At 64.4% G+C, this 22,946-nt stretch carries 20 protein-coding genes; 13 read left to right on the top strand and 7 right to left on the bottom strand.

Features of this window, described 5'->3' with window-relative positions; all coding sequences use genetic code 11:
* Positions 1-85: 85 nt before the first annotated feature.
* The 6 genes from GTA51_RS03020 to GTA51_RS02995 all read right to left on the bottom strand — a co-directional run bounded on the left by GTA51_RS03020 (position 86) and on the right by GTA51_RS02995 (position 6,779).
* The gene (locus tag GTA51_RS03020) at positions 86-1,501 is read right to left on the bottom strand and encodes a HoxN/HupN/NixA family nickel/cobalt transporter (RefSeq protein ID WP_160958570.1); all 1,416 of its coding nucleotides are present in this window, start codon (positions 1,499-1,501) and stop codon (positions 86-88) included.
* Between the two features lie 2 nt (positions 1,502-1,503).
* Complete coding sequence (locus GTA51_RS03015; protein WP_160958568.1) at positions 1,504-2,520, bottom strand: HupE/UreJ family protein; 1,017 nt, start codon at positions 2,518-2,520, stop codon at positions 1,504-1,506.
* Positions 2,517-3,407 carry a peptidylprolyl isomerase gene (locus tag GTA51_RS03010; RefSeq protein WP_160958566.1) on the bottom strand — a complete coding sequence of 297 codons (891 nt, stop codon included), beginning with the start codon at positions 3,405-3,407 and terminating at the stop codon, positions 2,517-2,519. The genes GTA51_RS03015 and GTA51_RS03010 overlap by 4 nt, the downstream gene beginning before the upstream one ends.
* Before the next feature lie 84 nt (positions 3,408-3,491).
* The gene (locus tag GTA51_RS03005; protein WP_160958565.1) at positions 3,492-4,307 is read right to left on the bottom strand and encodes a potassium channel family protein; all 816 of its coding nucleotides are present in this window, start codon (positions 4,305-4,307) and stop codon (positions 3,492-3,494) included.
* A gap of 234 nt (positions 4,308-4,541) precedes the next feature.
* Positions 4,542-6,194, bottom strand: a complete 1,653-nt coding sequence (locus tag GTA51_RS03000) for an AMP-binding protein (RefSeq protein ID WP_160958563.1) — start codon at positions 6,192-6,194, stop codon at positions 4,542-4,544.
* Between the two features lie 24 nt (positions 6,195-6,218).
* Positions 6,219-6,779: a helix-turn-helix domain-containing protein gene (locus tag GTA51_RS02995; RefSeq protein WP_160958561.1), complete on the bottom strand. Its 561-nt coding sequence runs from the start codon at positions 6,777-6,779 to the stop codon at positions 6,219-6,221.
* 207 nt (positions 6,780-6,986) lie between these two features.
* Here GTA51_RS02995 and GTA51_RS02990 point away from each other — a divergent pair, with 207 nt between their 5' ends.
* From GTA51_RS02990 to GTA51_RS02955, 8 genes are all read left to right on the top strand, one after another.
* Positions 6,987-7,565 (top strand): helix-turn-helix domain-containing protein, encoded by a 579-nt coding sequence (locus tag GTA51_RS02990; protein WP_160958560.1) that lies wholly within the window; start codon positions 6,987-6,989, stop codon positions 7,563-7,565.
* A 14-nt stretch (positions 7,566-7,579) separates the two neighbouring features.
* Positions 7,580-9,235, top strand: a complete 1,656-nt coding sequence (locus tag GTA51_RS02985; protein WP_160958558.1) for an AMP-binding protein — start codon at positions 7,580-7,582, stop codon at positions 9,233-9,235.
* 359 nt (positions 9,236-9,594) lie between these two features.
* A complete protein-coding gene (locus GTA51_RS02980) occupies positions 9,595-10,605 on the top strand; it encodes an arsenic resistance protein (protein WP_160958557.1) in 1,011 nt (336 codons plus the stop codon).
* Positions 10,606-10,728: 123 nt separating this feature from the next.
* Positions 10,729-11,565 carry an ATP-dependent sacrificial sulfur transferase LarE gene (larE, locus tag GTA51_RS02975; RefSeq protein ID WP_211922406.1) on the top strand — a complete coding sequence of 279 codons (837 nt, stop codon included), beginning with the start codon at positions 10,729-10,731 and terminating at the stop codon, positions 11,563-11,565.
* The gene (gene larB, locus GTA51_RS02970; RefSeq protein ID WP_160958555.1) at positions 11,565-12,218 is read left to right on the top strand and encodes a nickel pincer cofactor biosynthesis protein LarB; all 654 of its coding nucleotides are present in this window, start codon (positions 11,565-11,567) and stop codon (positions 12,216-12,218) included. The genes larE and larB overlap by 1 nt, the downstream gene beginning before the upstream one ends.
* Complete coding sequence (gene larC / locus GTA51_RS02965; protein WP_160958553.1) at positions 12,211-13,053, top strand: nickel pincer cofactor biosynthesis protein LarC; 843 nt, start codon at positions 12,211-12,213, stop codon at positions 13,051-13,053. Before larB ends, larC begins: the two co-directional genes overlap by 8 nt.
* The gene (locus GTA51_RS02960) at positions 13,032-14,090 is read left to right on the top strand and encodes an SGNH/GDSL hydrolase family protein (protein WP_160958552.1); all 1,059 of its coding nucleotides are present in this window, start codon (positions 13,032-13,034) and stop codon (positions 14,088-14,090) included. Before larC ends, GTA51_RS02960 begins: the two co-directional genes overlap by 22 nt.
* A gap of 101 nt (positions 14,091-14,191) precedes the next feature.
* A complete protein-coding gene (locus GTA51_RS02955) occupies positions 14,192-14,950 on the top strand; it encodes a Rossmann-like domain-containing protein (RefSeq protein WP_160958550.1) in 759 nt (252 codons plus the stop codon).
* 25 nt (positions 14,951-14,975) lie between these two features.
* On the opposite strand, the gene nhaA is transcribed toward GTA51_RS02955, so the two are convergent.
* Positions 14,976-16,319, bottom strand: coding sequence for a Na+/H+ antiporter NhaA (gene nhaA / locus GTA51_RS02950; RefSeq protein WP_160958549.1), 1,344 nt, complete (start codon positions 16,317-16,319; stop codon positions 14,976-14,978).
* Between the two features lie 311 nt (positions 16,320-16,630).
* On the opposite strand from nhaA, the gene GTA51_RS02945 reads away from it, so the two are divergent.
* The 5 genes from GTA51_RS02945 (at position 16,631) to GTA51_RS02925 (ending at position 22,807) form a co-directional block, all read left to right on the top strand.
* Positions 16,631-17,920, top strand: coding sequence for a vWA domain-containing protein (locus GTA51_RS02945; RefSeq protein ID WP_281353930.1), 1,290 nt, complete (start codon positions 16,631-16,633; stop codon positions 17,918-17,920).
* 93 nt (positions 17,921-18,013) lie between these two features.
* Positions 18,014-19,006, top strand: coding sequence for a tRNA dihydrouridine synthase (locus GTA51_RS02940; protein WP_160958546.1), 993 nt, complete (start codon positions 18,014-18,016; stop codon positions 19,004-19,006).
* Positions 19,003-19,872 carry a 4-hydroxy-3-methylbut-2-enyl diphosphate reductase gene (ispH, locus tag GTA51_RS02935; protein WP_160958544.1) on the top strand — a complete coding sequence of 290 codons (870 nt, stop codon included), beginning with the start codon at positions 19,003-19,005 and terminating at the stop codon, positions 19,870-19,872. Before GTA51_RS02940 ends, ispH begins: the two co-directional genes overlap by 4 nt.
* A 123-nt stretch (positions 19,873-19,995) precedes the next feature.
* Positions 19,996-20,985 (top strand): chemotaxis protein, encoded by a 990-nt coding sequence (locus GTA51_RS02930; protein WP_160958543.1) that lies wholly within the window; start codon positions 19,996-19,998, stop codon positions 20,983-20,985.
* Between the two features lie 301 nt (positions 20,986-21,286).
* Positions 21,287-22,807, top strand: a complete 1,521-nt coding sequence (locus GTA51_RS02925) for a hypothetical protein (RefSeq protein ID WP_160958541.1) — start codon at positions 21,287-21,289, stop codon at positions 22,805-22,807.
* The last annotated feature ends 139 nt before the right edge of the window (positions 22,808-22,946 follow it).

Raw genomic sequence — 22,946 nt, 5'->3', positions numbered from 1 at the left:
TGCCGCGTTGATGTGGCCTTTCCATAGTCTGGTCAGGCAGCCCTGGCAACTGCTTGTCACGCCGTTTTTTTGCCGCAAATGGGGTCTACCAGCCGCCCAGACCGGGCAAAGCCTCCAGGACCACCAGCCCGCCGATGGCGGCGATAAGCCCCGCTCCCACCAACGGCAGCCACCGGACCAGCGAACCCAGTTCCTTTCGTCCATAAAGCACGTTGGCTCCCTTGAGACAGGCCAGTCCGACCAGCGTCAGCACCCCGGCCAGTCCCAGACCAAACGCCGCCACCAAGGCCAGCCCCAACTGTACCCGGCCCAGGGCAATGGCCCCGAGCATGAGCGCCAAGGCCGAAGGACACGGCACAAGCCCACCTGCCACGCCAAGGGTGAGCAAGGAGCGCCAGCCCAGATCCCCGGCAGCGGCCCCGCCATGGCTGTGGGCAAGGCCGCCGTGGCTGTGGGCGACTGCGCCATGGCTGTGTCCAGGGCCGCCGTGGCTGTGGTCGTGCCCGGCCCGGACCTGAGTCAGGCCGCGCCGCACGAGTATCCCGCCAAGGCCAAGCATACCCAGCCCCGAAGCCAGGGTCAGCCAGGGCAAAAGCCGATCCTGGGCCACCCGCCCGGCGGCCAGAAAAGCAACCATCCCCAAGACGAACACGCCAAGGGTGTGGGTGATCGTCACCGTGACCCCCAGCCAGACCGCCTGCCGCCACGTGCCCCGGGAACCGACCAGATAGGCCCCGACCAGGGCCTTGCCGTGGCCAGGAGTCAGGGCATGGGCCGCGCCCCAGGCCGCAGCCAGACCCAGGGCGGCCATTAAGGCCGCCGGAGACTGGAGCGGCTGCTGGAGAAATTCCCGCAAGACCGTCCCGTCGGGCAGTGCCGGCAGCCGCAGCCCCCCGCTGGTGTCGCCACGGGCCGCGACAAGAAGGACGCTGCCGTAGCCGGCAAACGCCGCCCCAAGAAGCGCCCGCCCCGCTCCCCGCCAGCCGCCGGCCAGACAGGGAAGCCAGGCGGCCGCCAAGGCTGTCAGGGCAAAGCCGGCCGCCGCCAGGCCGGGCACGAACTGCCAGCCGGCTTGGGACGCTGCCCAATCCCCGCCGCTGCGCCAGCCCAGGGCCAGTCCCACGGCCACGGCGCAGGCCGCAGTCAGGGCCGGGGCAACACGCGGCGAGACAATGATAAGCGCGCCCACCACCACCAGACCGCCTGCGTTGGCCAGGGCGGCGAGCCACGGCAGGGGCCAGCGCAGCCCGGCCAGACTGCCGGCGACCAGGGCCAGGGGAAGCAAAAGCACAGCCAGTCGGCCGGCGCGATTACCGCCCTGGGCGGCCAGAAAGGCCACCGCCAGCACCGCCCAAAAATGCTCGGCCGAGGACAGCGGATGGAGCAGCCCGGCATAGAAATCGCCCACGTCGCTGCTGACCATATGGGCCAGGGCCGGGTCCGGCAGGACGCCGCAGGCGAATATGGCAAGCACCAGTGGCGGGAGCAGGCCTTGGACCATGGCTATACCCCCAGGAGCACGGCGGTTCGGGCTATGGTAAAATAGGCGCCGGCCGAGCCGACCAGATAGGCCGGGGCGTAGCCCAGCCAGTGCGGCCAGCCCACGGCCAGCCGGGCCACCGAAGCACTTACGGCGAGCAAAACGCCCACAAAGGCAAGCTGACCGATCTCCACCCCAAGGTTAAAGCCGACAAGCATCGTGACCAGAGCGTCGCGGGACAGCCCCAGCCCGGTCAATCCCCCGGCAAAGCCCAGACCATGGAGCAGGCCAAAGGTAAAGGCGGCCAGATACGGCCGACGGATGGCCAGGCTGGTCTGGCCGCGCCGCATCCGCACGATTTCCGGGCCAAGGAAAAGAATACTGAGGCCCACCACGGCATTGACCGGCTCCACCGGCACAACGACCAGCCCCAGAGTGGCGGCGGCCAGGGTGAGGCTGTGGGCCAGGGTAAAGGCGGTGACGGTTTTAACGAGCATGAGCCGGGTTTGGGCCAGACAGAGCAGACCCAGGACAAAGAGCAGATGGTCGGGGCCGTAGAGAATGTGGCGCACGCCAAGCTGCACGGCATCGGCCAAATCGGCTCCGGCTGCCGTCTGGCCGCCAAGGACCAGCCGGTCATGGTTGGGCGTGACCACAGCACTCCATTCCGTCCCGTCCCGATTAAAAAGCCGCACCACCACGCCGGCCGTGGTGGCGTCGTGGCCGGCAACATATAGCGTTTTGCCGACCAGCCCGCCCGGGACCGCCACCCGCCAGGACTCCAGATGCCAGTCCGGCCACTGGATAAGCAGCGGTGGTGTCACTTGGCGCACGTCCTCGGGGAAGCGCAGGGCAAAAGGCAGACGCTGGCCCTCGAAAAGTGGTGTGCGCCACAGCACGTCGTAGCGCTCCGGGGCTGTCTCGCGCAGTTCCAGCACAGCCGGCCGGGTCTCATGGGCTACGGCTGCCGCTGGCCGGATCAAACAGAGGGCAGCCGCAACGACCAGAGCGAGCAGCCAGCCCGGCCGCACCCGCTTCATGGAGGGCTCCCGGCCAGTGAAGGCGGCAGTTCGACTGTGTAGTGCGCCCGCATGGCCGCATACGCCTGCTGTGCGTCTTGTTCCTGGCGAGCCAGTTTCCAGGCCTGCTCCACCTGCTCGCGCACGGCCGCAAACGGCGGTACCGGTCCGGTCGTTGCCGCTTCAATAAAAATGAGATGCCAGCCGCCCGGACCGGGCACCGGCCCCTGCCAGGAGCCGGCCGGCAGGCGGGTTGCGGCTGCGGCAAAGGGCTGGCCCAAAAGGGCCGCCACCTCGGGCGGCGTTTGCGCTTCCAGGCGGTCGGGACATTCACTCAAATCGCCAAGGCCCAGAGCGGCAGAATCGGCGCTCCCCCGGCCGGCCAGGGCGTCCCGGGCCAGGATGGCCTCTTCCTTGGCCCGGCCGGCGCGCACCCGGTCGGAAAAAAAGATCTGGCGAAAGGTCAGTTCCGACACCGGGGCGAAACTGTCCCGGTCAGATTCGTAAAATTCCTGCAACTGGGCCTCGGTCGGCGGCGCACCCGCCTCCCCGCCGCTTTGGGACGCGACAAGTGCGGCCAAGCGGCGGCGCACCAGGATGTCTTGCTGTTCCAGCCCGGCGCGCAACGCCTCGCGCACATAGATTTCCTCGCGCACCTGCGCATCCACCAGCCGACGCAGTTCCGTTGGCGTTGGCGCGCGGCCCCACTGCATCTGCCACAGCCCGGCAAGCTGGCGCAGATCGTCCTCGGTCAGGCTGATACGGCCCGAACCGGCGTCCGGCAGCGGCGCAGGCGGACCCTTGAGGCCGGCAAGGCAAAAGAGTGCTGCGCCCAGGATAAGAAAATGCACCAGGGGTTCGCGAAGCAGCCGGGCAAGCAAGGTGGCAACGGCGTTAGGACGGTCCATGGCCGACAGATGGCCCGGCAAAGGGCGCTTTGGCAAGCCCGGCCCGGATATCGGGCAGCCCGCCCCTCCCCGCCGCTGCCGGCGTCAGGAACAGACCGTTGCGTCTTCAGTCGCCAGAAAGGGTGTCACCCGGCACTGGAAAGAGAAGAAATAGGGGTAGTTGTCCTTGATGTGGTCCAGATAATGGAGCCATTGCAGCAGGATCTGGGCATAAATACGCTTTAAATCCAGGCGCAGATGTTCGCGGTCGCAATCCGGCACGGCGTCCAGATGAGGCCGGTGGGCCAGCTCCTCTTTGAGATGAAAGACGGCCTGCAACAGCGACGTGAAGGTTTCGTGCTCCAGGACATTGGGATTTTCCAACAGGCGCACCAGGAATTCCGAATTTTGCGCCAGCAACGTATTGAGCGCCGGCAGATCGATGGCAGCCATGTCCACATCGTAATGGTAGTTTTTAAGGGTCTCTTGGGCTTTCTTGAAATTCTCCTTGGTCCAGCGCAGGGACACGTCCAGGTTTTCGCGCAACACAGCAACGCCGCCGTCGGCGCGGATGAGCCGGCGCACCAGGGCGGAACCGACCTGACTGAAAAAAAGTCCGATGATCATGTCGAGCTTTTCGGCCCGCAGCCGTTTCTCCCGCCGCCCCAGAAACATTTCCACGGCCGCAGCGAGAATGCCGAAAAACGTGCCGCCGCCGGAGAGGATCAGTCCCATGGCCAAAAGCTTGCCCAGGGGCGTGACCGGATGGATGTCGCCGTAGCCGACGGTGGTGACCGTGACCACGCTAAAATAGAGCGCATCCAGGGCGCTTAGGCTCTCCACGCGCATAAAGGTCAAGGTGCCGACCAGCACCACGCCGAAAAAAACGCTGGCAAAGACGTAAAGGCGGGTGCGTTCCATGGTGCGTTGTCTCCGGGGGACTTCCTGAAGCGGGAGGAGGAGCCCCTCCCGCCGTGTCGTTAAGTCTGGTTATGGTTCGGCTACCCCGGTTCACTATCGGCCAGCCAGCCAACGCCTATAACACATTGAAATTTTTCTTATCAAGGGGGTCCGGGGGGGATTATCCCCCCCGGCCGCCGGAGGCATCTTCTGCCTTCTCTTCTCCACTCTACCCTTCTCTACTCGCGCTTCTCGCTATATCTCCCGGCTGGCGTCCTTGGCCCGGATCTCGGCGCGTTTGATCTTGCCGCTGATGGTCTTGGGCAATTCCGGCACGAAATCGATGATGCGCGGGTATTTATACGGCGCGGTTTCCTTTTTGACGTGGTTTTGCAGTTCCTTGACCAGTTCGGGCGAGCCTTCGTAGCCCTGGGCCAGGACAACGGTCGCTTTGACAGCCTGGCCGCGTACGGCGTCGGGCACGCCGGTCACCGCGGCTTCGACTACGGCCTTGTGGGTGATAAGGGCGCTTTCCACCTCAAAGGGTCCGATGCGGTAGCCGCTGGATTTGATGAGATCGTCGGTGCGTCCGAGGAACCAGTAATAGCCGTCTTCATCCATCCAGGCCTTGTCGCCGGTGTGGTAGTAGCCGTCCACCATGGCGTTGGCGGTCTTTTCCGGCTCCAGCAGATAACCGGTGAAAAGGCCGAGGTTCTTGCCCTCTTCGAGCTTCAAGCAGATTTCGCCCTCGACGCCGGCCGGGCAGACTTTGCCTTCTTCGTCCAGGATGGCCACGTTCCAGCCCGGGGTCGGCCGGCCGATGGAGCCGGGTTTGGGCTTCATGCAGGGGAAGGTGGCAATCTGCAGACAGGTCTCGGTCTGGCCGTAGCCCTCGTAGATGGGCAGGCCGGTGATTTCGAGCCAGGAGCTGAACACGCTGTCGTTTAACAGTTCGCCGGCGGTGGTGCAGTAGCGCAGGGCCGCGAGATCGTATTTCTTGAGATCCTCGCGGATGAGAAAGCGGTAGACCGTGGGCGGGGCGCAAAAGGTCGTGACCTTATGCTTGCTTATGATGTCCAGCAGCTCGGCCGGCACGAACTTGCCGCGAAAATCCCAGGTAAAGACCGTGGCCCCGGCCATCCACTGGCCGTAAAACTTGCCCCACACGGCCTTGCCCCAGCCGGTGTCGGCCAGGGTCAGATGCACGTCGCCCGGCTCCAGATTGTGCCAGTAGACGCCGGTGGTCAGATGCCCCAGCGGATAGCCGTGGTTGTGCTCCACCATCTTGGGCATGCCGGTGGTGCCTGAGGAAAAGAAAATGAGCAGGGGGTCGGCTCCGCCCGGGGTGTCGCCGGTGCGCGGGAAATCTTCGGCCGCCGCCGCCCGGATGGTTTCGTAGTCCAGCCAGCCGGCCGGCAGGGCGGACGCGCCCACCTGGACGCATACGGTCAGCGTCGGGCAGGCCGCCCGGGCAGCCTCCACCCGATCCACCACGGAATCTTCGGCCACAACGGCTTTGATGCCGGCGTAGTTGACCCGGAAATCAATGTCGTGGGGGGTGAGCAGGTTGGGCGAGGGCACGGGCACGGCCCCGAGCTTGTGCAGAGCCAGCATGGTCACCCACCACTCCACCCGGCGGTAGAGGATGACCATGACCTTATCGCCCTTCTCCAGGCCTGCGGCCTTGAAGGCATTGGCCATACGGGCGGATTCTTTGCTGAAATAGGCCAGATCGAAGTCGCGGCGGGTTCCGTCCGGGCCGATATGGATCATGGCCGGCCGGGTCGGATCGGCGGCGGCTTCGGCGTCGAGAAAATCAAAGGCGAAATTATAGTTCTCGGGCACGGAGACGGCAAAGGTCTCCAGCAGCTCACGGTAGGTCTTGGGTCGCAGTTTGGCGACGGGCATCGCGGTCTCCGGGTGGCAAGGGGTTTAGATGATGACGTCTAAAAACTCGGCCGGTTGATTATCCAGCCCGCGCATGGCGTGGGGGGTGCGGGAGGAAAAATAGAGGCTGTCGTGGGGGACAAGCGTCAGGACGTCGTCGCCCAGGCGCACTTCCAACCGACCGCGCAGCATATAAATGAATTCTTCGCCCAGATGCCGGTTGAATTCCAGCTCGGACTCTTCCTTGGGCGGCACCGTGACCAGAAACGGCTCCATGTGCGGCTTGTGGAAACGATAGGCCAGGGCCTGGTACTTGTACGCCTTGCGCCGGTCCACATTAAGCCCCTGGCCGTCCAGCACCAGGGAATAGGCCTGCAAATGGGCGTCGTCGCCGGTCAAAATCGCCGTCAGATCGGCCCCGCACACCTTGGCGACTTCATAAAGGTAGCTGACGGGAATTTCCTTGCCGCCGGTTTCATAATCCACGACGTCCTGGGGCGATACGCCGGTGGCCAGCGCCACGGCCTCGGCGGTCAGCCCTGTGGCCTCGCGCAGGCCGCGAAGGCGCATGGCGATCTCCTGAACCGGCCCGATCTCCTTGCTCATGGGGTTCCCCTTGCCTGGTGCGTTTGAGTTGTGAAATGGTTTCCCACGTCTTTTCGCATGGAAGGCGGCCTTGTCAAATGCTTCTTTCCGAGTTGGAGCGTCGGGAAAAACGGCTGGAATTCCGACCCGTCATATGCTAGGCGGTCACTTTTATCGGGGCTGTCATCTCTTTGGCCCCAACCCATCCTATTTTTTCACGAGGTAGCCATGAGCGTTCACAAGCTTGGGGATCGTATTCGCACCTATCGGGAACGGCAGGAACTCTCCCGGGAGGATCTTTCCGGGCGCACCGGCCTTTCCGTTGAGTTTCTCACCGCCCTGGAAGAAGAGGACGTCACCCCGTCGCTTGGCCCGCTCCTGAAAATTTCCCTGGCCCTGGGCCAGCGCCTGGGCACGTTTATGGACGATGCCGTGGACAGCGACATCTGCGTGACCTGCCAGGCAGAACGCGGCGAAGACGACGCCGTGTTACGCAAAGCCCGGGGCAAACGCGCGGCCTTTCGCTACCATTCCCTGGGCGCGGACAAGACCGACCGCCACATGGAGCCGTTTTTCATTGAAATCTATCCCGAGGACGAGCCGACCGACGAAAAACCGTTGTCCTCCCACGAGGGCGAGGAATTTATCGTGGTCGTCTCCGGCGAACTGGAAGTGATCGTCGGGCCGGACCGCCATGTCCTGGCTGCCGGCGATTCCGTCTATTTCAACTCGGTGGTGCCCCACTACGTGGGCTGTGGCAACGCGGCCAAGACCGACATTTACGCGGTCCTCTACATCCCGCAATAAATAAGGAGCCGCCCATGTCCTTCGTGCCTCCCTTGCGCGACCTCACCCTGGGGCAGCTCTTAAACGAGACGGCTTCCAAATTCCCGGACCAGGACGCCGTGGTCTATGTGGACCGCGACTATCGGCTCACCTGGCAGCAGTTCGACGAACTGACCGACGAGCTGGCCAAGGGGCTTATGGCCCTTGGCATTCAAAAGGGCGAAAAAGTCGGGGTCTGGGCCACCAACGTGCCCTTTTGGGTGGCGCTGATGTTTGCCACGGCCAAGATGGGAGCAATACTGCTTACCGTCAACACGGCGTACAAGCGCAATGAGCTGAAATATCTGCTCACCAACTCCGAAGCCGACAACATCTTTATCATCAACGGCTTCCGCGATTCCGATTATATCGAAATCCTCTACGATCTGGCCCCGGAACTGCGCTCCATGCAGCGCGGGGCGATCAAAAGCGAAACCTTCCCGCACTTAAAGCGCGTCTGTTTTCTGGGCGTGGAAAAGCATCGGGGCATGTACTCCATCCCCGAAATCATCGGGCTGGCCCGCACCGTCACCGATGCGGAGTATAAAGCCCGGCAGGACTCCATCTCCTGCCACGATGTGGTCAATATGCAGTACACCTCGGGAACGACCGGCTTTCCCAAAGGTGTTATGCTCAGTCACCACAACATCCTCAATAACGGCTATTCCATCGGCCAGCGCCAGCGCTTCACCAACAAGGACAAGCTGCTCATCCACGTGCCGCTGTTCCACTGCTTTGGCTGCGTGCTCGGTGTCATGGCCTGCCTCAACCACGGCACCACCATGGTTTTTACCGAGGTCTTCGATCCGGTCAAATCCATGATGTCCATTGAACAGGAAAAATGCACGGCCGTTTACGGCGTGCCCACCATGTTCATTGCCATGCTGGAGCATTCGCTGTTTCCGAAATTCGACTTCTCCTCGCTTCGCACCGGCATCATGGCCGGTTCGGTCTGCCCGGTGCAGACCATGCGGGCCGTGACCGAGAAGATGTACATGAAGCAGATCACAAGCGTGTACGGTCTGACCGAAAGCTCGCCCGGTATGACCCAGTCCGACGTGGACGACCCGTACCACTACCGGGTCGAGAGCGTGGGCAAGGCCTTCCCCCATGTCGAGGTCAAGGTGCTCGATCCCGAAACGAACGAGGAAGTGGCGCGCGGCAAGCAGGGCGAAGTCTGCTGCCGGGGGTATAACGCCATGAAGGGCTATTACAACAACCCCGAAGCCACGGCCAAGTGCATCGACGCGGGCGGCTGGCTGCATTCCGGCGATCTGGGCGTCATGGACGAGAACGGCTTCGTGGTCATCACCGGCCGCATCAAGGACATGATCATCCGGGGCGGCGAGAACATCTATCCGCGCGAAATCGAGGAATTCCTCTACACCATGCCGGGCATTGCCGACGTGCAGGTGGCGGGCATTCCCAGCCGCAAATACGGCGAGGAAGTGGGCGCGTTTATCATCCTGCGCAAAGACGTGGAGCTTGCTCCGGAAGACGTGCGCGACTTCTGCCGCGGCCAGATCGCCTGGCACAAGATTCCGAAATACATCGCTTTCGTCACTGAGTTTCCGCTGACCACCAGCGGCAAGGTGCAAAAATACAAGCTGCGGGAACTGGGCGGCAAGCTCTTCCCCGAAGCCATGCGTTAAGCGCTCCCGGGTCCAGGCGAGGCAATCGCCTGGACCCTTTTTTCTTCTGCGCCGCGCTCTCTTTCTCCGCCTGCCGCCGCCACGTCGCCCCACATCCCCCTGCCGCCCATCGCAGCAGTCCGGGATGACTCCGATGCACGTCTCCGTGCGCCGCCTTTGTGCCCCTTCTGGCCGTTCGACCGGCATTATTTCCCGCAGCCTTGATCCTGATCAATGCCGTCTGCCCCGCGTGGGGGCAAACTCGCAACTAAAGCAGGCGGCCCGTTCAATCCGTCCCGCACGCCGCCACCTTCCGACACCGGATGGAAGCCGATCATGCCGGCCGGCACTGCCATCCGGTCAAACAACGGAGAAAAGCCATGTGGAACATGCTGCAACGCATCTCAAAGAATCTGGTGCTGGCGATCCCGGCGGCCATGCTCGTCGGATTTGCCTGGGGGCTTTTGGGCGACACGTCCTGGATGCGCGCCCTCATTTTGCCGTTCACGTTTCTCATGGTCTATCCCATGATGGTAACGCTTAAGATTCGTGAGGTTTTTTCCGGCGGCGACGGCAAAGCACAATTTCTGAGGCAGTGCATCAATTTCGGTCTCATCCCTTTTTTGGCGTTCGGCGTGGCCCAATTGTTTTTCCCGGACCGCCCGACCCTGGTTCTCGGCCTGCTGCTGGCCGGACTGGTGCCCACCAGCGGCATGACCATCTCCTGGACAGGCTTTGCCGGCGGCAAGGTGGCGGCAGCGGTCAAGATGACGGTCATAGGCTTGATCTTAGGATCGCTGGCCACCCCGTTTTACGTCAAGGCCCTGCTTGGTGAGGCCATCACGGTCAATGTTTCCGGGGTCATGGGCCAGATTGCGCTAATCGTTTTTCTGCCCATGGCGGCCGGCTATGCCACCCAGCGTTTTTTGGTGGCCCGCCATGGCCAGCAGGCCTTTGCCACCCGCATCGGACCGCGTTTCCCGGCCCTGTCCACCCTGGGCGTCCTTGGCATCGTGCTGATTGCCCTGGCCATGAAGGCGCAAACCATTGTCCAGGCCCCTGGCCTGCTGGCTGAAATCCTGGTTCCCCTCTGTCTGCTCTACGGTGCCAATTACCTGATTTCCACCATCCTGGCCCGGTGGCTGCTGCCGCGCGGGGAAGCCATCGCCATGGTCTACGGCACGGTCATGCGCAACCTGTCCATTGCGCTGGCCGTGGCCATGAACGCTTTCGGGACCAGCGGCTCCGAGGCGGCGCTGGTGGTGGCCCTGGCCTATGTCATCCAAGTCCAATCAGCAGCCTGGTACGTCAAGCTGACGGATCGGGTTTTCGGGCAGGCGCCTCTGGCCGCACCCGCCCCGGCCGTTGTCGCCGAGGCGATTAGCCGATAACACCGCCCTATTGCGGGGGTCCGGGGGGATCATCCCCCCGGCGGGGTCCGGGGCAGCACCCCGGTTCCCCCCCCCCCGCCCCGGCGTTGACCACGCCACCGACCTTGGGTCATAACGCGGGCCATGCGCATCACCAATTCTGCCGGGGCCGCCTTGCCGGCGGTGCTCGTTTCGCTGGCCCCGTGCGTCGTCGCCGTCTCCGGCGGCGTGGACAGCCTCTTGCTGGCCGTGGTGGCCGGACGGACCCTTGGCCAGGACGTTATCATGGCCCATGCAGCCGGCCCGTCCGTGCCGCCCGAGGACTCGGCCCGGGTGGGCGAGACCGCTGCCGCCGAAGGCTGGAATCTACGTCTGGTCACAGCCGGCGAGATGGATGACCCCAACTACGTCAACAATCCTGTGGATCGTTGTTTTTATTGCAAAAGCAACCTCTACGGCGTGCTCGGCGGGCTGGCGGCCACGGCCTTTGCGGGCCGCGCGGCAACGGTCGTCTCCGGGGCCAATGCCGACGATCTGTCGGATTACCGGCCCGGCATGGAGGCGGCCAAACGGTTTGGCGTGCGCCACCCCATGCTCGAAGCCGGCATGGCCAAGGCCGATGTGCGGGCCGTTGCCCGGGAACTGGGTCTGCCCTTTGCCGATATTCCGGCCTCGCCGTGCCTTTCCAGCCGCATTTTCACCGGCACGCCGGTGACGGCCGCACGCCTTGCGGCCGTGGCCGCTGCCGAGGCCAGGATTCGCCGGGAGACGGGCTTCTCCCTGGTGCGCTGCCGGGTGGAAGGCTGCGCCATGCGGGTGGAGCTTGCCCCCGACGTCCTGGCCGATGCCGCCCTGCTCGCCGCCGTAGCGCCCGTCATCGCCGCCCTGAATCGGGACATCCCCAACCAGTGCCCGGACATAACCGGCGTCAGCCTTGACCCGCGCGGCTATCAGCGCGGCCGAGCCTTTACGAGAACCTGATGGACGTTTTATTCGATCATTGCCGCACGGAACGCATCGGCCTGCCCGAAACAGTTTTTTGCCAGGGTAAACCCCTGGAAACGCTCACCCGACTCATGCGTGAGCAGGCAGCACCGGGTGCCACGCCGCTCCTTTTTACGCGCCTTTTCCCAGATATTTTCGAGGCGTTGCCGGCGGACGCCCGGGATCTGGTGGATTACCACCCGCTGTCCAAAACAGCCCTCGGCGGCACATTGCCGCAGCGTGAGCGGGGACGCGTGGCCGTGGTCTCGGCCGGCACCTGCGACGGCCCGGTGGCCCATGAGGCGGCCCGCACCCTGGCCTATCTTGGCATCCAGCATACCATCTACGAAGACAGCGGCGTGGCCGGCGTGTGGCGGCTGGCCTCGCGGCTGGAGGCCATCAACACCCATGACGTCATTATCGTGGTGGCCGGCATGGACGCCGCCCTGGCCACGGTGCTCGGCGGGCTGACACCCAAGCCGGTGGTGGCCGTGCCCACCTCTGTGGGCTATGGCGTGGCCGAGGGCGGCCGGGCGGCACTTCATGCCATGCTTTCCAGCTGCGCCCCGGGCGTGTGTGTCCTTAATATCGACAACGGTTACGGCGCGGCCTGCGCCGCCGCCCGCATCATCGGAGCAATTTGTGGCTGACAACGTTTTGGTGCTGCGAACGCCCTCCGGGATCAGCGGCGACATGCTCGTGTCCGGGCTGGCCGTGTTGTGCGAACTTGACGCGGCTGCATTTGAAGAAGTGCTTTCGCGTCTTGGCGTGGCAGAGCTGTGCTGCGCGGCCCGGGTCGTGCCCCGCAGCCACGCCGGCATTGCCGGCGTGGGACTTGATGTCGTGCTGCCCCAGGTCCATGCGCACCGCCATCTTGGCGATATCCTGGAAATCATCGAAAAAAGCGCCCTGGCCGAACCGGCCAAGGACATGGCTGCCACGGCTTTTCGCCTCCTGGCCGCAGCCGAGGGGGCGGTGCATGGCACCAGTCCCGAAGACGTGCACTTTCACGAAGTCGGTGCCCTGGACAGCCTGCTTGACGTGTGTGTCGCCTGCGAACTCTTTGTGCGCCTGGCTCCGGCGCGCTTTATCTGCTCGCCCCTGCCGGTATGCGACGGCACGGTCCAGTGCGCCCACGGCATCCTGGCCACGCCGGCTCCGGCCGTGCTCCATCTGCTGGCCGGCCTGCCGGTCTACGGCATCCAAAGCCATGGCGAGACCGTCACCCCCACGGCAGCGGCGCTGTTACGGGCCATGGACGCGACCTTTGGCCTGTGGCCGGCGGTGACGCTGACCCGGCATGTCCGGGCCTACGGCGGCCGGGTGCTGCCTGGCGTCCCCAACGGCGCGCTTTTCGCCCTGGGCCGGGCCTTTGACCTGGCCGCAACGGTCTCACCCGAGCAAACCGCAACCGGAGCCGGTCACACGCCTCCCCACGACCCCCATGCGGTCGGAGACAATCCATGCCTGCATACCCACGAATAATCCTTGCCCTGCTGCTGGCGGCACTGGTTTTTCCGGGCTGCGCCAAGCGCCCGGCCAAGGCTCCGGCCGAGGCCGCCGCCCCGGAAGCTGCGGCGCCGTTGTCGCCCGAGGCCGCCATCAAGCCGGCACCGTCCGACAGCTTGCCGGCGGCCGTGCCGCCAACAGTGCCGGACAGCGAGGTCGCAGCCTCCCCGGCCACGCCACCCGCCCTGTCCGGCATGCCCGAACAGGCCACCAAGCAGGCCCTGGAACCCAAAATAGCCCGCACGGCCGCCCTGACCCCGCCCCGTTCGGAACCGGTCGCCCCGTCGCCCCAAGCGGCAACCCCTCCACCGGCCCCGACCAAGGGCACGGCGGCATCGGTCCCCCCGGCTCCCGAGGCCCAGACGGCCAAGGCAGCCAAAACCAAAACCGCTGGTCGATCCGTGGCCGTGGTCGGCGATTCGTTGGCCGTAGGCGTCGGCATGACCATGGAACAGCGCCTTCAAAAAACCGAAGGCCTTGGCTGCCTGCCCCTGGGCAAGGTTTCAACCGGCCTTATTTCCAAAAAATACGACTGGGACAAGGCTCTCGCCGAGCTGCTGGCCAAGGAGCCCATTAGCGCCGTGGTGGTGGTGCTGGGCGGCAACGACGCCAACAACGCCATCGCCGGCAAGGGTGCCGGCACGCCGGAATGGCACACCGCCTACGTCGCCAAAGCCGAACGCTTCTTGCGCATCGCCGAGGCGGCCCAGGTCAAGGTGCTGTGGGTGGGGCTGCCGGCCATGAAAGAGGCGGCCTATGCCAGGCGGGTGGAAGCGGTCAATGCGGCGGCAAAATCCGCCTGCTCAAAAGTGACCGGCTGCGTCTATATGGAGGCCGCAGACATTTTTACCGATGCTTCGGGCAACTACGTCCAGGCCAAGGACATTGGCGGCAAGACTGTGTCGCTTCGGGCCGGCGACGGCGTGCACATGACCATGACCGGCTACGATCTGCTCTGCCGCCGGGTGCTCGACAAGCTGGAACTGCCCGGTGCCCGGCCCCGGCAGGAGTAGGAACCTGTGCGCGGCGGTGGGGAGCGTCCCTTCCGCTTTGCCTGGAAAAAAACGGCTGGGAGTATTCCTGGGTGGCGACAGACCAGGAACGGAGGTTTGCGATGCAACGACGCATGCAGCAATCTGACATTTTGCGCGCCCTGGTGGAGGACATCCAGCAACAGCCGGATCAACCCATCACGTCGGTGGTCACGGGTTCCTGCTTAACGGCCGTGACCTCGCGAAATCTTGGTCTGGCCTCGCTGATTTCCCACTTCGCGCCGGGGCAGATCGGCTCCCAGGCAGCAACCGGCCCGGCCAGCGTCCACGCCGCAGCCAGGCTGCTCCTTGATGCGGCCACGACCAACACCGACGAAGCTTCCCTGGCCGTTGCCGCCGGCAACTCGTTGCTGCCCCTGCCGGCCGCAGCCACGTCCATGTCGGGCCAGGAGCTGCTGCTGACCTTCGGGCGCGGCCGAAACGTGGCCGTGGTCGGCCATTTCCCCTTCGTGGAAAAGCTGCGGGAGTCCTGTGCCGGATTCTGGGTGCTGGAAAAGCATCCCCGCCCGGGTGACACACCGGCCGAGGAGGCCGGCGGCGTTCTGCCCCGGGCCGATGTCGTGGCCATCACCGCCACCACGCTCTTAAACGGCTCCCTGGCCGGCCTGCTGGCCCTGTGCCGTCCCGACGCCCTGGTTATCCTGCTCGGCCCGACCACGCCCTTTGCCGCCAGTCTCTTTGATTGCGGCATCGATGTCCTGGCCGGCTGTGAAACGCCTGACCCCGAGGCCGCCCTGGCCGGCATCCGGGCCGGAAGCTGCTTTAAAAAACTGTCCGGCGTGCGCCAGCGCACCTGGATGCGCCCTGGGCTTTCGACCTGACCCCATCCAGCCCTGCCACTGCCGGTCAGCCGTCCCGGCTCGCCCGCCGCAAAATCACATAGCCCAACGCCCCGGCCAGAGTGGAAGTGACCAGAATCGCCACTTTGGCCTGGGCTTCGATGGCCGGTTGGTCGCCAAAGGCCAGACCGTCGATGAAGATGGACATGGTGAAGCCGATACCGGCCAGGACCGAGGCTCCGTAATAATGGGCCAGCCGCAAGTCCTGGGGCAAAGCGGCCAGTCCCAGCCGAAACATGGCGAAACAGGCCAGAAAAATACCTGCCTGCTTGCCGATAAAAAGTCCCAGAAAAATCCCCAGCGACACCGGTTCACCCAGTGACGCCCCGGCCTGTCCGGTGAACACCACCCCGGCATTGGCCAAGGCGAAAAGGGGCATGATGCCATAGGACACCCAGGGGTGCAGGGCGTGTTCGATGCGCGGCAAGGGGGCGCTGGCCCGGGAACAAGCCGTTTCCAGATCTTCCAACGCGCCCTGCATGGTTTTGTTCGCCAATAAGACCTGCCCCGGCTCCATGGAGGCGGCAAAGCAGTCCAGCAAACGGCGGGCCTTGTGCAGAAAGGCCCCGGCCGGGATGCGGGTGCGGGCCGGGATGGTCATGGCCGCCAGCACGCCGGCCACGGTGGCATGGACCCCGGATTTGAGAAAAGCCAGCCACATGATCGTGCCCAAAATGGTATACACAGCGGGATGGCGCGCGCCGACGGCATTGGCGATAAGCATGGCCGCAAACAGGCCGCCGCCCACCACCAAGGAAAGAAAGGAGATATCGCCGGAATAAAACAGGGCGATGACCAGCACGGCCCCGATGTCGTCCACTATGGCCACGGCCGCCAAAAAGACCTTAAGCCCCACCGGCACGCGATTGCCGAGTAACGACAGGATGCCCAAAGCAAAAGCGATGTCCGTGGCCATGGGCACGCCCCAACCGGCCATGGTCGGCTGGCCTTGGTTCACCAGGGCATAGAGCAGCGCCGGGACGACCATGCCGCCCACGGCAGCGGCCACTGGCAACACGGCCTGGCCCACGGTGTTGAGTTCGCCAACCAGGATTTCGCGCTTGATCTCAAGCCCCACCATGAAAAAAAACACCGCCATAAGACCGTCGTTGATCCAGTGGAGCAAGGTCTTTGATAGTGTCATGTCACCGAAACCGAAGCTGACCGGCGTCTCCCACAGGGCGAAATAGGCCGGGGCCAGGGGGGAATTAGCCCAGACGAGAGCAATGATGGTGCAGGCGATGAGCACCAGCCCCCCCGAGGCCTGGATGTGACTGAAACGCCGAAACGGCGAGAGGGCCTGCTCCAGCAGGGGGATAGGCCGGGAATCGTTTTGCATCTGATTCTCCATGCAGCTCCTCCGTATTCCAGACGACGCAAGGTCCGGCAAAGCTGTTTGTTGTACTTGAATCGGCAGGCTTCCCGAAGGGCTGTGCCGATACCGGTGTACGTCAAGGCACTTTCTGCGGCAAGACCATGTCGTCAAAACCATTTCCCAGTGAATATTGCCAGCCGCTCCAGCGCGGTATTGACGCTGCAGCATGACAAAGCGTAACTACGATTGGACAATCGACCGCCATAGCCAGGCCCGAGCGTTCCTTTCCCGCAGTGCCTGCCCGGGACAGCCTTGGCGCCAACCCTTGTCCGCTCCGAGGTGCGCCCATGACCTGTGTTGCGACATTTCGTGGTTTGGCGTTTGCAGGGTTCATCCTTGCCTGTCTCGCGCTTTGGGCCTTGCCTTGTCCGGCTGCGAGCATCAATATCGTTCTGGACGCCTCGGGCAGCATGGCCGCCCGATTGCCGTCTGGAGAACGCAAGATCGAGGCAGCCAAAAAAGCCGTGGCCGAGGTTTTAGCCGCTCTGCCTGACGCGGACGTCGTGGCCCTACGCGTTTACGGACACCAATCGGAAACCGCCCGACACGACTGCCAGGATGCGGCCGTTCTGGTGCCCTTCGGCCCTGCCTCCCAGACCAGACAGGCGGCGGCCAAAGCGTTGCCGGGTCTGGCCCCGCGCGGCTATACGCCCATTACCTTTGTCCTTGGTCTGGCTGCCGCCGATTTTTCAGCCCTTCCCGCCCCCTCCCGCCGCATTGTCCTGGTGTCCGACGGCAAGGAAACCTGCCCCGGCGATCCCTGCGCCCTGGCTACCGCCCTGGCCAAGGCCGACGCGAATCTGGTGATTCACGTCATTGGCTTTGACGTGGACGCCGCCGCCCGCTCCCAACTCCAGTGCATCGCCCAGGCAACGGGCGGTTCCTACTTCGCGGCCGGCAACGCTGCTGATCTGGCCGCCGCCCTGGCCAAGGCCGCCGTCGCAGATCCTTCCAAACCGACCGCAACCGCCCGGACCATCGCCCTGCCTCGCAACGATCCTGGTGTCCTGACCCTGGTCGGAGCCAATCTGTCCGGCCATGCCGTCAGCAACGCGACAACCGGGGAGCACGTCGCCACCCTGTCCCAGACAGGGTCATCGGTATCCCTCCCGCCCGGCATCTACGCCGTGACCGTTGGCAAAGCGGTCTGGAAAAGCGTCGCGGTCAAGCCGGGCCAGACCACCACCCTGCGTTTGGCCCGTCTCGGGGTGCAAGGGGCTTTGAGCGCAGGCCATCCCATCATTGACCCGGAAACCCTCGAAGAAGTGGCGGTGGTAAGCGCCACGACCTCCAGCACGGCGCTCATGCCCGGTCGCTACCAGGTGGGCTTTGGCCAGACGTTCTGGCCGGTGGAGCTTGAAGAGGGCCAACAGCTCACCCTCAACCCCGGGCGGGCGAGCGTGCCGGGTGCGCCGATTGGCGGCTGGGCCATTGTTGCGGCTAACGGCGCGCCGGTTGCCGTGGTCAGCGCCGTCCAGAGCACGGCGGCCCTGCCGCCGGGGGACTATATCCTGGAAACCCCGGCCGGCAAGGTGCCGTTTTCCCTCAAGGAAGGTGAAAAGCTGGAGTTGCGTTAGCTCCACCGCCCCGGCCCGGCGCGTCAGCCGAACCGACCATTGCGCCCGGCCCGAGCTTGGGCTATGGAACAGGGAGGAACACCTTAGCCCTATATGTCCCATCTCCCCATCGCTCCCGACGCCCCCTGGCTGGCTCCACTGGCCGGTTTTTCCGATTTGCCCTTTCGGCTGCTGTGCCGGGAACTCGGGGCAGCGGTCGCTGTCACTGAAATGGTGAGCGCCAAAGGGCTTTTCTACGATTCGCGCAACACCCGTCGCTTGCTGGACACCTGCCCGGCCGATAGTCCCCTGGTGGTGCAGCTTTTCGGTGCCGAACCAGACCCGCTTGCGCGGGCTGCGGCCTCCCTGGCCGGGACGGGATATACCTATTTTGATCTCAATTGCGGCTGTTCGGTGCGCAAGGTGGTCAAAACCAGGGCCGGGGCGGCCCTTCTGAGCGCGCCAGACCGGCTGGTGGCCTGTGCAGCGGCCATGGTCCAAGTGGCTGGTCCGGGACGGGTCGGGGTGAAGCTGCGTCTGGGGCCAAAGCCGCCGGCGCGGGTGGATCTGGAGGTGGCCGGACGGCTGGCCGAAGCCGGAGTCGCCTGGCTCACGCTCCACCCCCGCTACGCCAGCCAGGGGTTTGCCGGTGTCGCCGACCACGACGCCCTGGCCGCCTTTGTGGCCGCCTCGCCTGTGCCGGTCCTGGCCAGCGGCGACCTGATGTCTGCCGCCGATGGGCAGCGTGTCCTGGCGCATACGGGCGCATCCGGCGTCATGTACGCCCGGGGGGCCATGGCCGACCCGCGAATTTTTGCCCATCATGCGGCCCGTTATCCGGGTGCCGCCGCCCTCCCCGGGCCTGTGCCGCCGGTGTGCGAGGTTATCCGCCGCCACGCCGCCCTGTGCCGGGAATACGCCGACGACCGGCAGGCGCTCCTGCGTATGCGCACGGCCGTGCCGCGGTATCTGCGCGATCTGCCGGGCTGCCGGGCGCTGCGGGCCAGATTGTGCCGGGTGGACTCCTGGGAGGAACTTGGTCAGATCATCGACGAGGCCGAGGGTCTCTCTCATGCCCCGACCCCTGTCGCCGGAGAAATGTCATGAAACTGATGCGTGCCAAGACCGCCGGATTTTGCATGGGCGTGGACCTTGCGCTTAAAAAGCTCGCCGCCCTCATCGAAACACCGGGCGGCGCAAGGGCTGGCGAGACGTCCAGAACCATCGTCACCTTCGGCCCCATCATCCACAATCCGCAAGTGCTGGAGGAATACGCCGCCAAGGGCGTGCATGTGATCGACACCCCGGAGGCTATTCCGGCCAGCGCCACCGTGGTCATCCGCGCCCACGGTATCCCCGAACCGACGCGTCAGGCCATTGCCGCCCGGGGAGCCGAAATCATCGACGCCACCTGCCCCAAGGTGAAAAAGGCCCAGACCCTCATTTTCGCCCAGGCCCGCCATGGCAAGGTGCTGCTTCTTTTCGGCGAGGAGGATCATCCCGAAGTCAAGGGACTGCTCAGCTACGCCACGGCCGGCGCCTGCGTTTTTAACTCTATGGATGAACTGGATGAATTGAGTCTGCCCCACGGGCCGACTTATTTTCTGGCCGCCCAGACCACCCAGGATGAGCAGGAATTCCTGCGCATCCGCGATTATCTCAAAAACCGCTTCGGCTCGGAATTGACCGTTTTGGCCACCATCTGCAACGCCACCATGAATCGGCAACAGGAAGCCATGGATCTGGCTGCGGCCGTGGATTTTCTGGTGGTGATCGGCGGGCGCGAATCCGGCAACACCAGACGGCTGGCCCAGGTGGCCCGAACCGCCGGCACGCCCTGCGTGCATGTGGAAACTGCTGATGAGCTTTCCCCAGGAATGTTTGCAGACTATCACACAATCGGCTTGACAGCCGGGGCTTCAACACCGAAGAAAATAATTGACCGCATTCAGCAGGTGCTGGAATCATACTAGGATGCCGCCGCGAAGGCCCGGGATTTCCCGAGCCGCACCGGCCCCGTTGATCACGCGGATTTAACGTTGAACCCGTCCCGTCCCCTTTGGGGCGGGTCCGTGGCTCGACTTGCGGAGACCCCAATGGCCCAGACCAACATTCTCCTTGAAGCCGGCACCAACGAATTGGAAATCGTGGAGTTTTTCATTGATGAACCCTCGGTTTCCACGTTCACTGCCAATGCTCCCGAAGCCTCGGGCCACTATCGTGGCTATTATGGGGTCAACGTGGCCAAGGTTTTGGAGATCATCCGCCTGCCCAAGGTCACGGGCATGCCCGAAGTGTCGCACCCAAGCGTCATGGGCGCGTTTAATCTGCGCAACCACATCATCCCCCTGGTGGATTTGAGCATCTGGCTGGACAAGGTGCGCCAGGACACCGAGTCGCCCAAGGTCATCGTCACGGAATTTAACAACGTCACCACGTCCTTTCTCGTTTCCGGCGTCACCCGCATCCACCGCATGAGCTGGGAAGCCGTGGAACCGCCCAACCGCTACGTTTCCAAAATGAGCGGCGACTGCATCACCGGCGTGGTCAAGCTCGAAGACCGCATTGTCTTTTTGCTCGACCTGGAAAAAATCGTGGCCGACCTCAATCCCAGCCTCGGCCTGCGCCTGGATATGAGCATCGAATGGAACTCGGCCAGCCGCTACCGGGCGCTTGTGGCCGATGACTCCGTGCTGGTGCGCGAAATGCTCAAAGATCTGCTCAACAAGGCCGGGTTCGACGTCACCGCCGTGCAAAACGGCCGGGAAGCCTGGGATCTGCTGGCCCAGATCAAGGAAAAATCCGACACCGAGAACCAGCCGTTGTCAAATTTCGTCCACGTCATGGTGGCCGATATCGAAATGCCGGCCATGGACGGGCACAACCTGACCAAACGCATCAAGGACGACCCGGTGCTGCGCGAACTGCCGGTCATCCTGTTTTCCTCGCTCATTACCGACAAGCTGCGCCACAAGGGCGAAGCCGTCGGTGCCGACGACCAGATCTCCAAGCCCGACGTCAGCCAGCTCGCCATGCGGGCCAAGGTGCTCATCGAACGCAAGATCGGCGAACGCAGCGCGGCCTGAAGCCGGGACACGTCGCCGCCGGACGCCTGATGCTCCCCTGGGGGAGGTCCGGGCGTCCGGCGGCCGACGTTTTCCAGTGCCCTCCGACGCCCTATGAATGGGCAGCGACGACAAGACCCAAGCGTTGGGCGGCCGACGTTTTCCGGAGCCGCCCGGAATCTTTTCTCTTTCTCTGTAACCGTCAGTCAGGCACGGGAGACTTTCCCGGCATGCCCCTGGTCCCGACGCGGGCGGGCCGCGTTGCTGCGCCCGGCCCGCTTTGGCAAGCGGCCATATCTCTGGGGCGGACAAGGCGGTTTCCATGCCCCCCGCGACCTCCCCGACGCTTTTTGTCCCCAACCAGCCCATTTCCCCCTATATCACCGACTGGCACCAGGCCTTTGCCGCCCTGGACCCGGCCGTCTCGGCCCCGGCGGAAATCTGGTTTGACCGGGGGCCGTACCCGCCGGTGGTCGAACGCGTGCGCCTGCCTTGCTGCCCCGATGCCCGCGACCGGCGTCTTGTCGAATTGCATCTTTCGGCTCTGATCAACAACGTCTTGTGCACGGCCGGTGCAAAACGCGTCAGCATCCAGGCCCGGGCTGGGTTCGATGCCCGTCTCCTGGCCGCCGTTCGCGGGAATCTGCTCCTGCGCCCGGACACGTTTTCCAACATGTCCCTGTCTTTCCTCCACGGTCTGATTGAATCCGTTTTGGGTACAGCCCTGAGCATCGATGCCGAGAGCGAACAGATTCAAGCCTTGCGCCTTCTGGATCGAGCCGTTGCCCAAATCCCGAACCCGTCTGCCTCTGAGAAACCGCTGCGACCCGGCACGGCCCTGGCTGTGAATATCGGCCAGCACCTGACGCGTTGGGGACTGGTGCGTTTTGCGGCCGATGGCGGTGCCACTGTCCTTGGCCTGTCGCGCCGGGAAACCAGCCCCGACGGCACGCCGCGCTGCCTGACCGACGAAATCCGTGAGATTTTGGCCGCCATCCGCAGCAGTCTTGGCGCAGCAGCCGCGACGGTCTCGGCCGTGGGCATCAGCCTTGCGGTCACGGTGCTGGACGGGATCGTGCGGCCGGTGCCCGACTTCGGGCTCTTTGCCACCTGCCCGGAGTTGTCCTGCAATCAGGCGACGGACTTGCTGGTTGCGGCCGGTCAGGAGGCGTTTCCAGGACGCCCCGTGTCGGTCGTCAATGACGCCAAGGCCCAAGCCCTCTATGCCTTCCACGATGCCGGCGGAGGCCTGGCGGCTGGCGGCCGCCACCTTTTGGCCGTACGCCTGGGAGCCTGTCCCTGCGTCCATTGCCTGGACGGAAACGGTCATAGTGTCCCGGCCTTTGACGAATACGGCTGGCTGGTCACCGCTGCCTGCGCGCCGCAGTCCGGGGGACCGCTTTTTTCCACCCTGCGCTTTCCCCTTTCCCACTACGGCGTGGCTGCCGCCGCCCATGAACTGGGGCTGCTTGCCACACACCATCTCGACATCGAAGAAGCCATCCCGTTTTTCCATAAGCGCCTTCTCGGCAACGACCCTCTGGCCTGCCATGAGGCGGCCGCCGTGTACGGCATCCTCGGGGCGCATCTGGCCATGCTGGCCGCAGAAATCCATCGCCGCCGGCCCATCGGGGCGGTTGTGGTGCTCGGCTCCCAAACCAACCGCCTGGACGCGCCGGTTTTTGCGGCCATGCGCGACGGTTATGCCGCCTTTGCCGCCAAGCGCCCCCTGGTTCCCGACCAGGCCAGGCTCGTTCTGGTGAAGGACGCCTCGGCCCGGGCCGGACTGATCGGAGCGGCCCGGCTCGCCCTGGCGCGCGCGCAGACCGCCGCGGCGGCCTGATTCCGCTGCCGCCCTGGCGGCCCCTTGGCCGTCCCACCCCTGTTCCGTCACCACCCCCGCCCCACCACCTGGCCCATCGCCACCTTTTGACACGTCTCCCGGTTTGTGCTTAGGTGAACCCCCTTTTTCATGAAACTCG

The organism is Solidesulfovibrio aerotolerans (assembly GCF_009856865.1).
GTDB lineage: Bacteria > Desulfobacterota > Desulfovibrionia > Desulfovibrionales > Desulfovibrionaceae > Solidesulfovibrio > Solidesulfovibrio aerotolerans.
Note: the sequence above shows the minus strand (reverse complement) of the source record. Positions and strands in the feature narration are given on the sequence as shown.

What these genes read in the sequence shown, in the direction of transcription:
- GTA51_RS02960 (WP_160958552.1), top strand. Translation starts at nt 13,032, where the DNA reads ATGCCTGCATACCCACGAATAATCCTTGCCCTGCTGCTGGCGGCACTG.
- GTA51_RS02930 (WP_160958543.1), top strand. Translation starts at nt 19,996, where the DNA reads ATGGCCCAGACCAACATTCTCCTTGAAGCCGGCACCAACGAATTGGAA.
- GTA51_RS03010 (WP_160958566.1), bottom strand. Translation starts at nt 3,407, where the DNA reads ATGGACCGTCCTAACGCCGTTGCCACCTTGCTTGCCCGGCTGCTTCGC.
- larB (WP_160958555.1), top strand. Translation starts at nt 11,565, where the DNA reads ATGGACGTTTTATTCGATCATTGCCGCACGGAACGCATCGGCCTGCCC.
- GTA51_RS02995 (WP_160958561.1), bottom strand. Translation starts at nt 6,779, where the DNA reads ATGAGCAAGGAGATCGGGCCGGTTCAGGAGATCGCCATGCGCCTTCGC.
- GTA51_RS02925 (WP_160958541.1), top strand. Translation starts at nt 21,287, where the DNA reads ATGCCCCCCGCGACCTCCCCGACGCTTTTTGTCCCCAACCAGCCCATT.
- GTA51_RS02990 (WP_160958560.1), top strand. Translation starts at nt 6,987, where the DNA reads ATGAGCGTTCACAAGCTTGGGGATCGTATTCGCACCTATCGGGAACGG.
- GTA51_RS02985 (WP_160958558.1), top strand. Translation starts at nt 7,580, where the DNA reads ATGTCCTTCGTGCCTCCCTTGCGCGACCTCACCCTGGGGCAGCTCTTA.
- larE (WP_211922406.1), top strand. Translation starts at nt 10,729, where the DNA reads ATGCGCATCACCAATTCTGCCGGGGCCGCCTTGCCGGCGGTGCTCGTT.
- GTA51_RS03005 (WP_160958565.1), bottom strand. Translation starts at nt 4,307, where the DNA reads ATGGAACGCACCCGCCTTTACGTCTTTGCCAGCGTTTTTTTCGGCGTG.
- GTA51_RS02945 (WP_281353930.1), top strand. Translation starts at nt 16,631, where the DNA reads ATGACCTGTGTTGCGACATTTCGTGGTTTGGCGTTTGCAGGGTTCATC.
- GTA51_RS03000 (WP_160958563.1), bottom strand. Translation starts at nt 6,194, where the DNA reads ATGCCCGTCGCCAAACTGCGACCCAAGACCTACCGTGAGCTGCTGGAG.
- GTA51_RS02940 (WP_160958546.1), top strand. Translation starts at nt 18,014, where the DNA reads ATGTCCCATCTCCCCATCGCTCCCGACGCCCCCTGGCTGGCTCCACTG.
- GTA51_RS03015 (WP_160958568.1), bottom strand. Translation starts at nt 2,520, where the DNA reads ATGAAGCGGGTGCGGCCGGGCTGGCTGCTCGCTCTGGTCGTTGCGGCT.
- GTA51_RS02955 (WP_160958550.1), top strand. Translation starts at nt 14,192, where the DNA reads ATGCAACGACGCATGCAGCAATCTGACATTTTGCGCGCCCTGGTGGAG.
- ispH (WP_160958544.1), top strand. Translation starts at nt 19,003, where the DNA reads ATGAAACTGATGCGTGCCAAGACCGCCGGATTTTGCATGGGCGTGGAC.
- GTA51_RS03020 (WP_160958570.1), bottom strand. Translation starts at nt 1,501, where the DNA reads ATGGTCCAAGGCCTGCTCCCGCCACTGGTGCTTGCCATATTCGCCTGC.
- nhaA (WP_160958549.1), bottom strand. Translation starts at nt 16,319, where the DNA reads ATGGAGAATCAGATGCAAAACGATTCCCGGCCTATCCCCCTGCTGGAG.
- GTA51_RS02980 (WP_160958557.1), top strand. Translation starts at nt 9,595, where the DNA reads ATGTGGAACATGCTGCAACGCATCTCAAAGAATCTGGTGCTGGCGATC.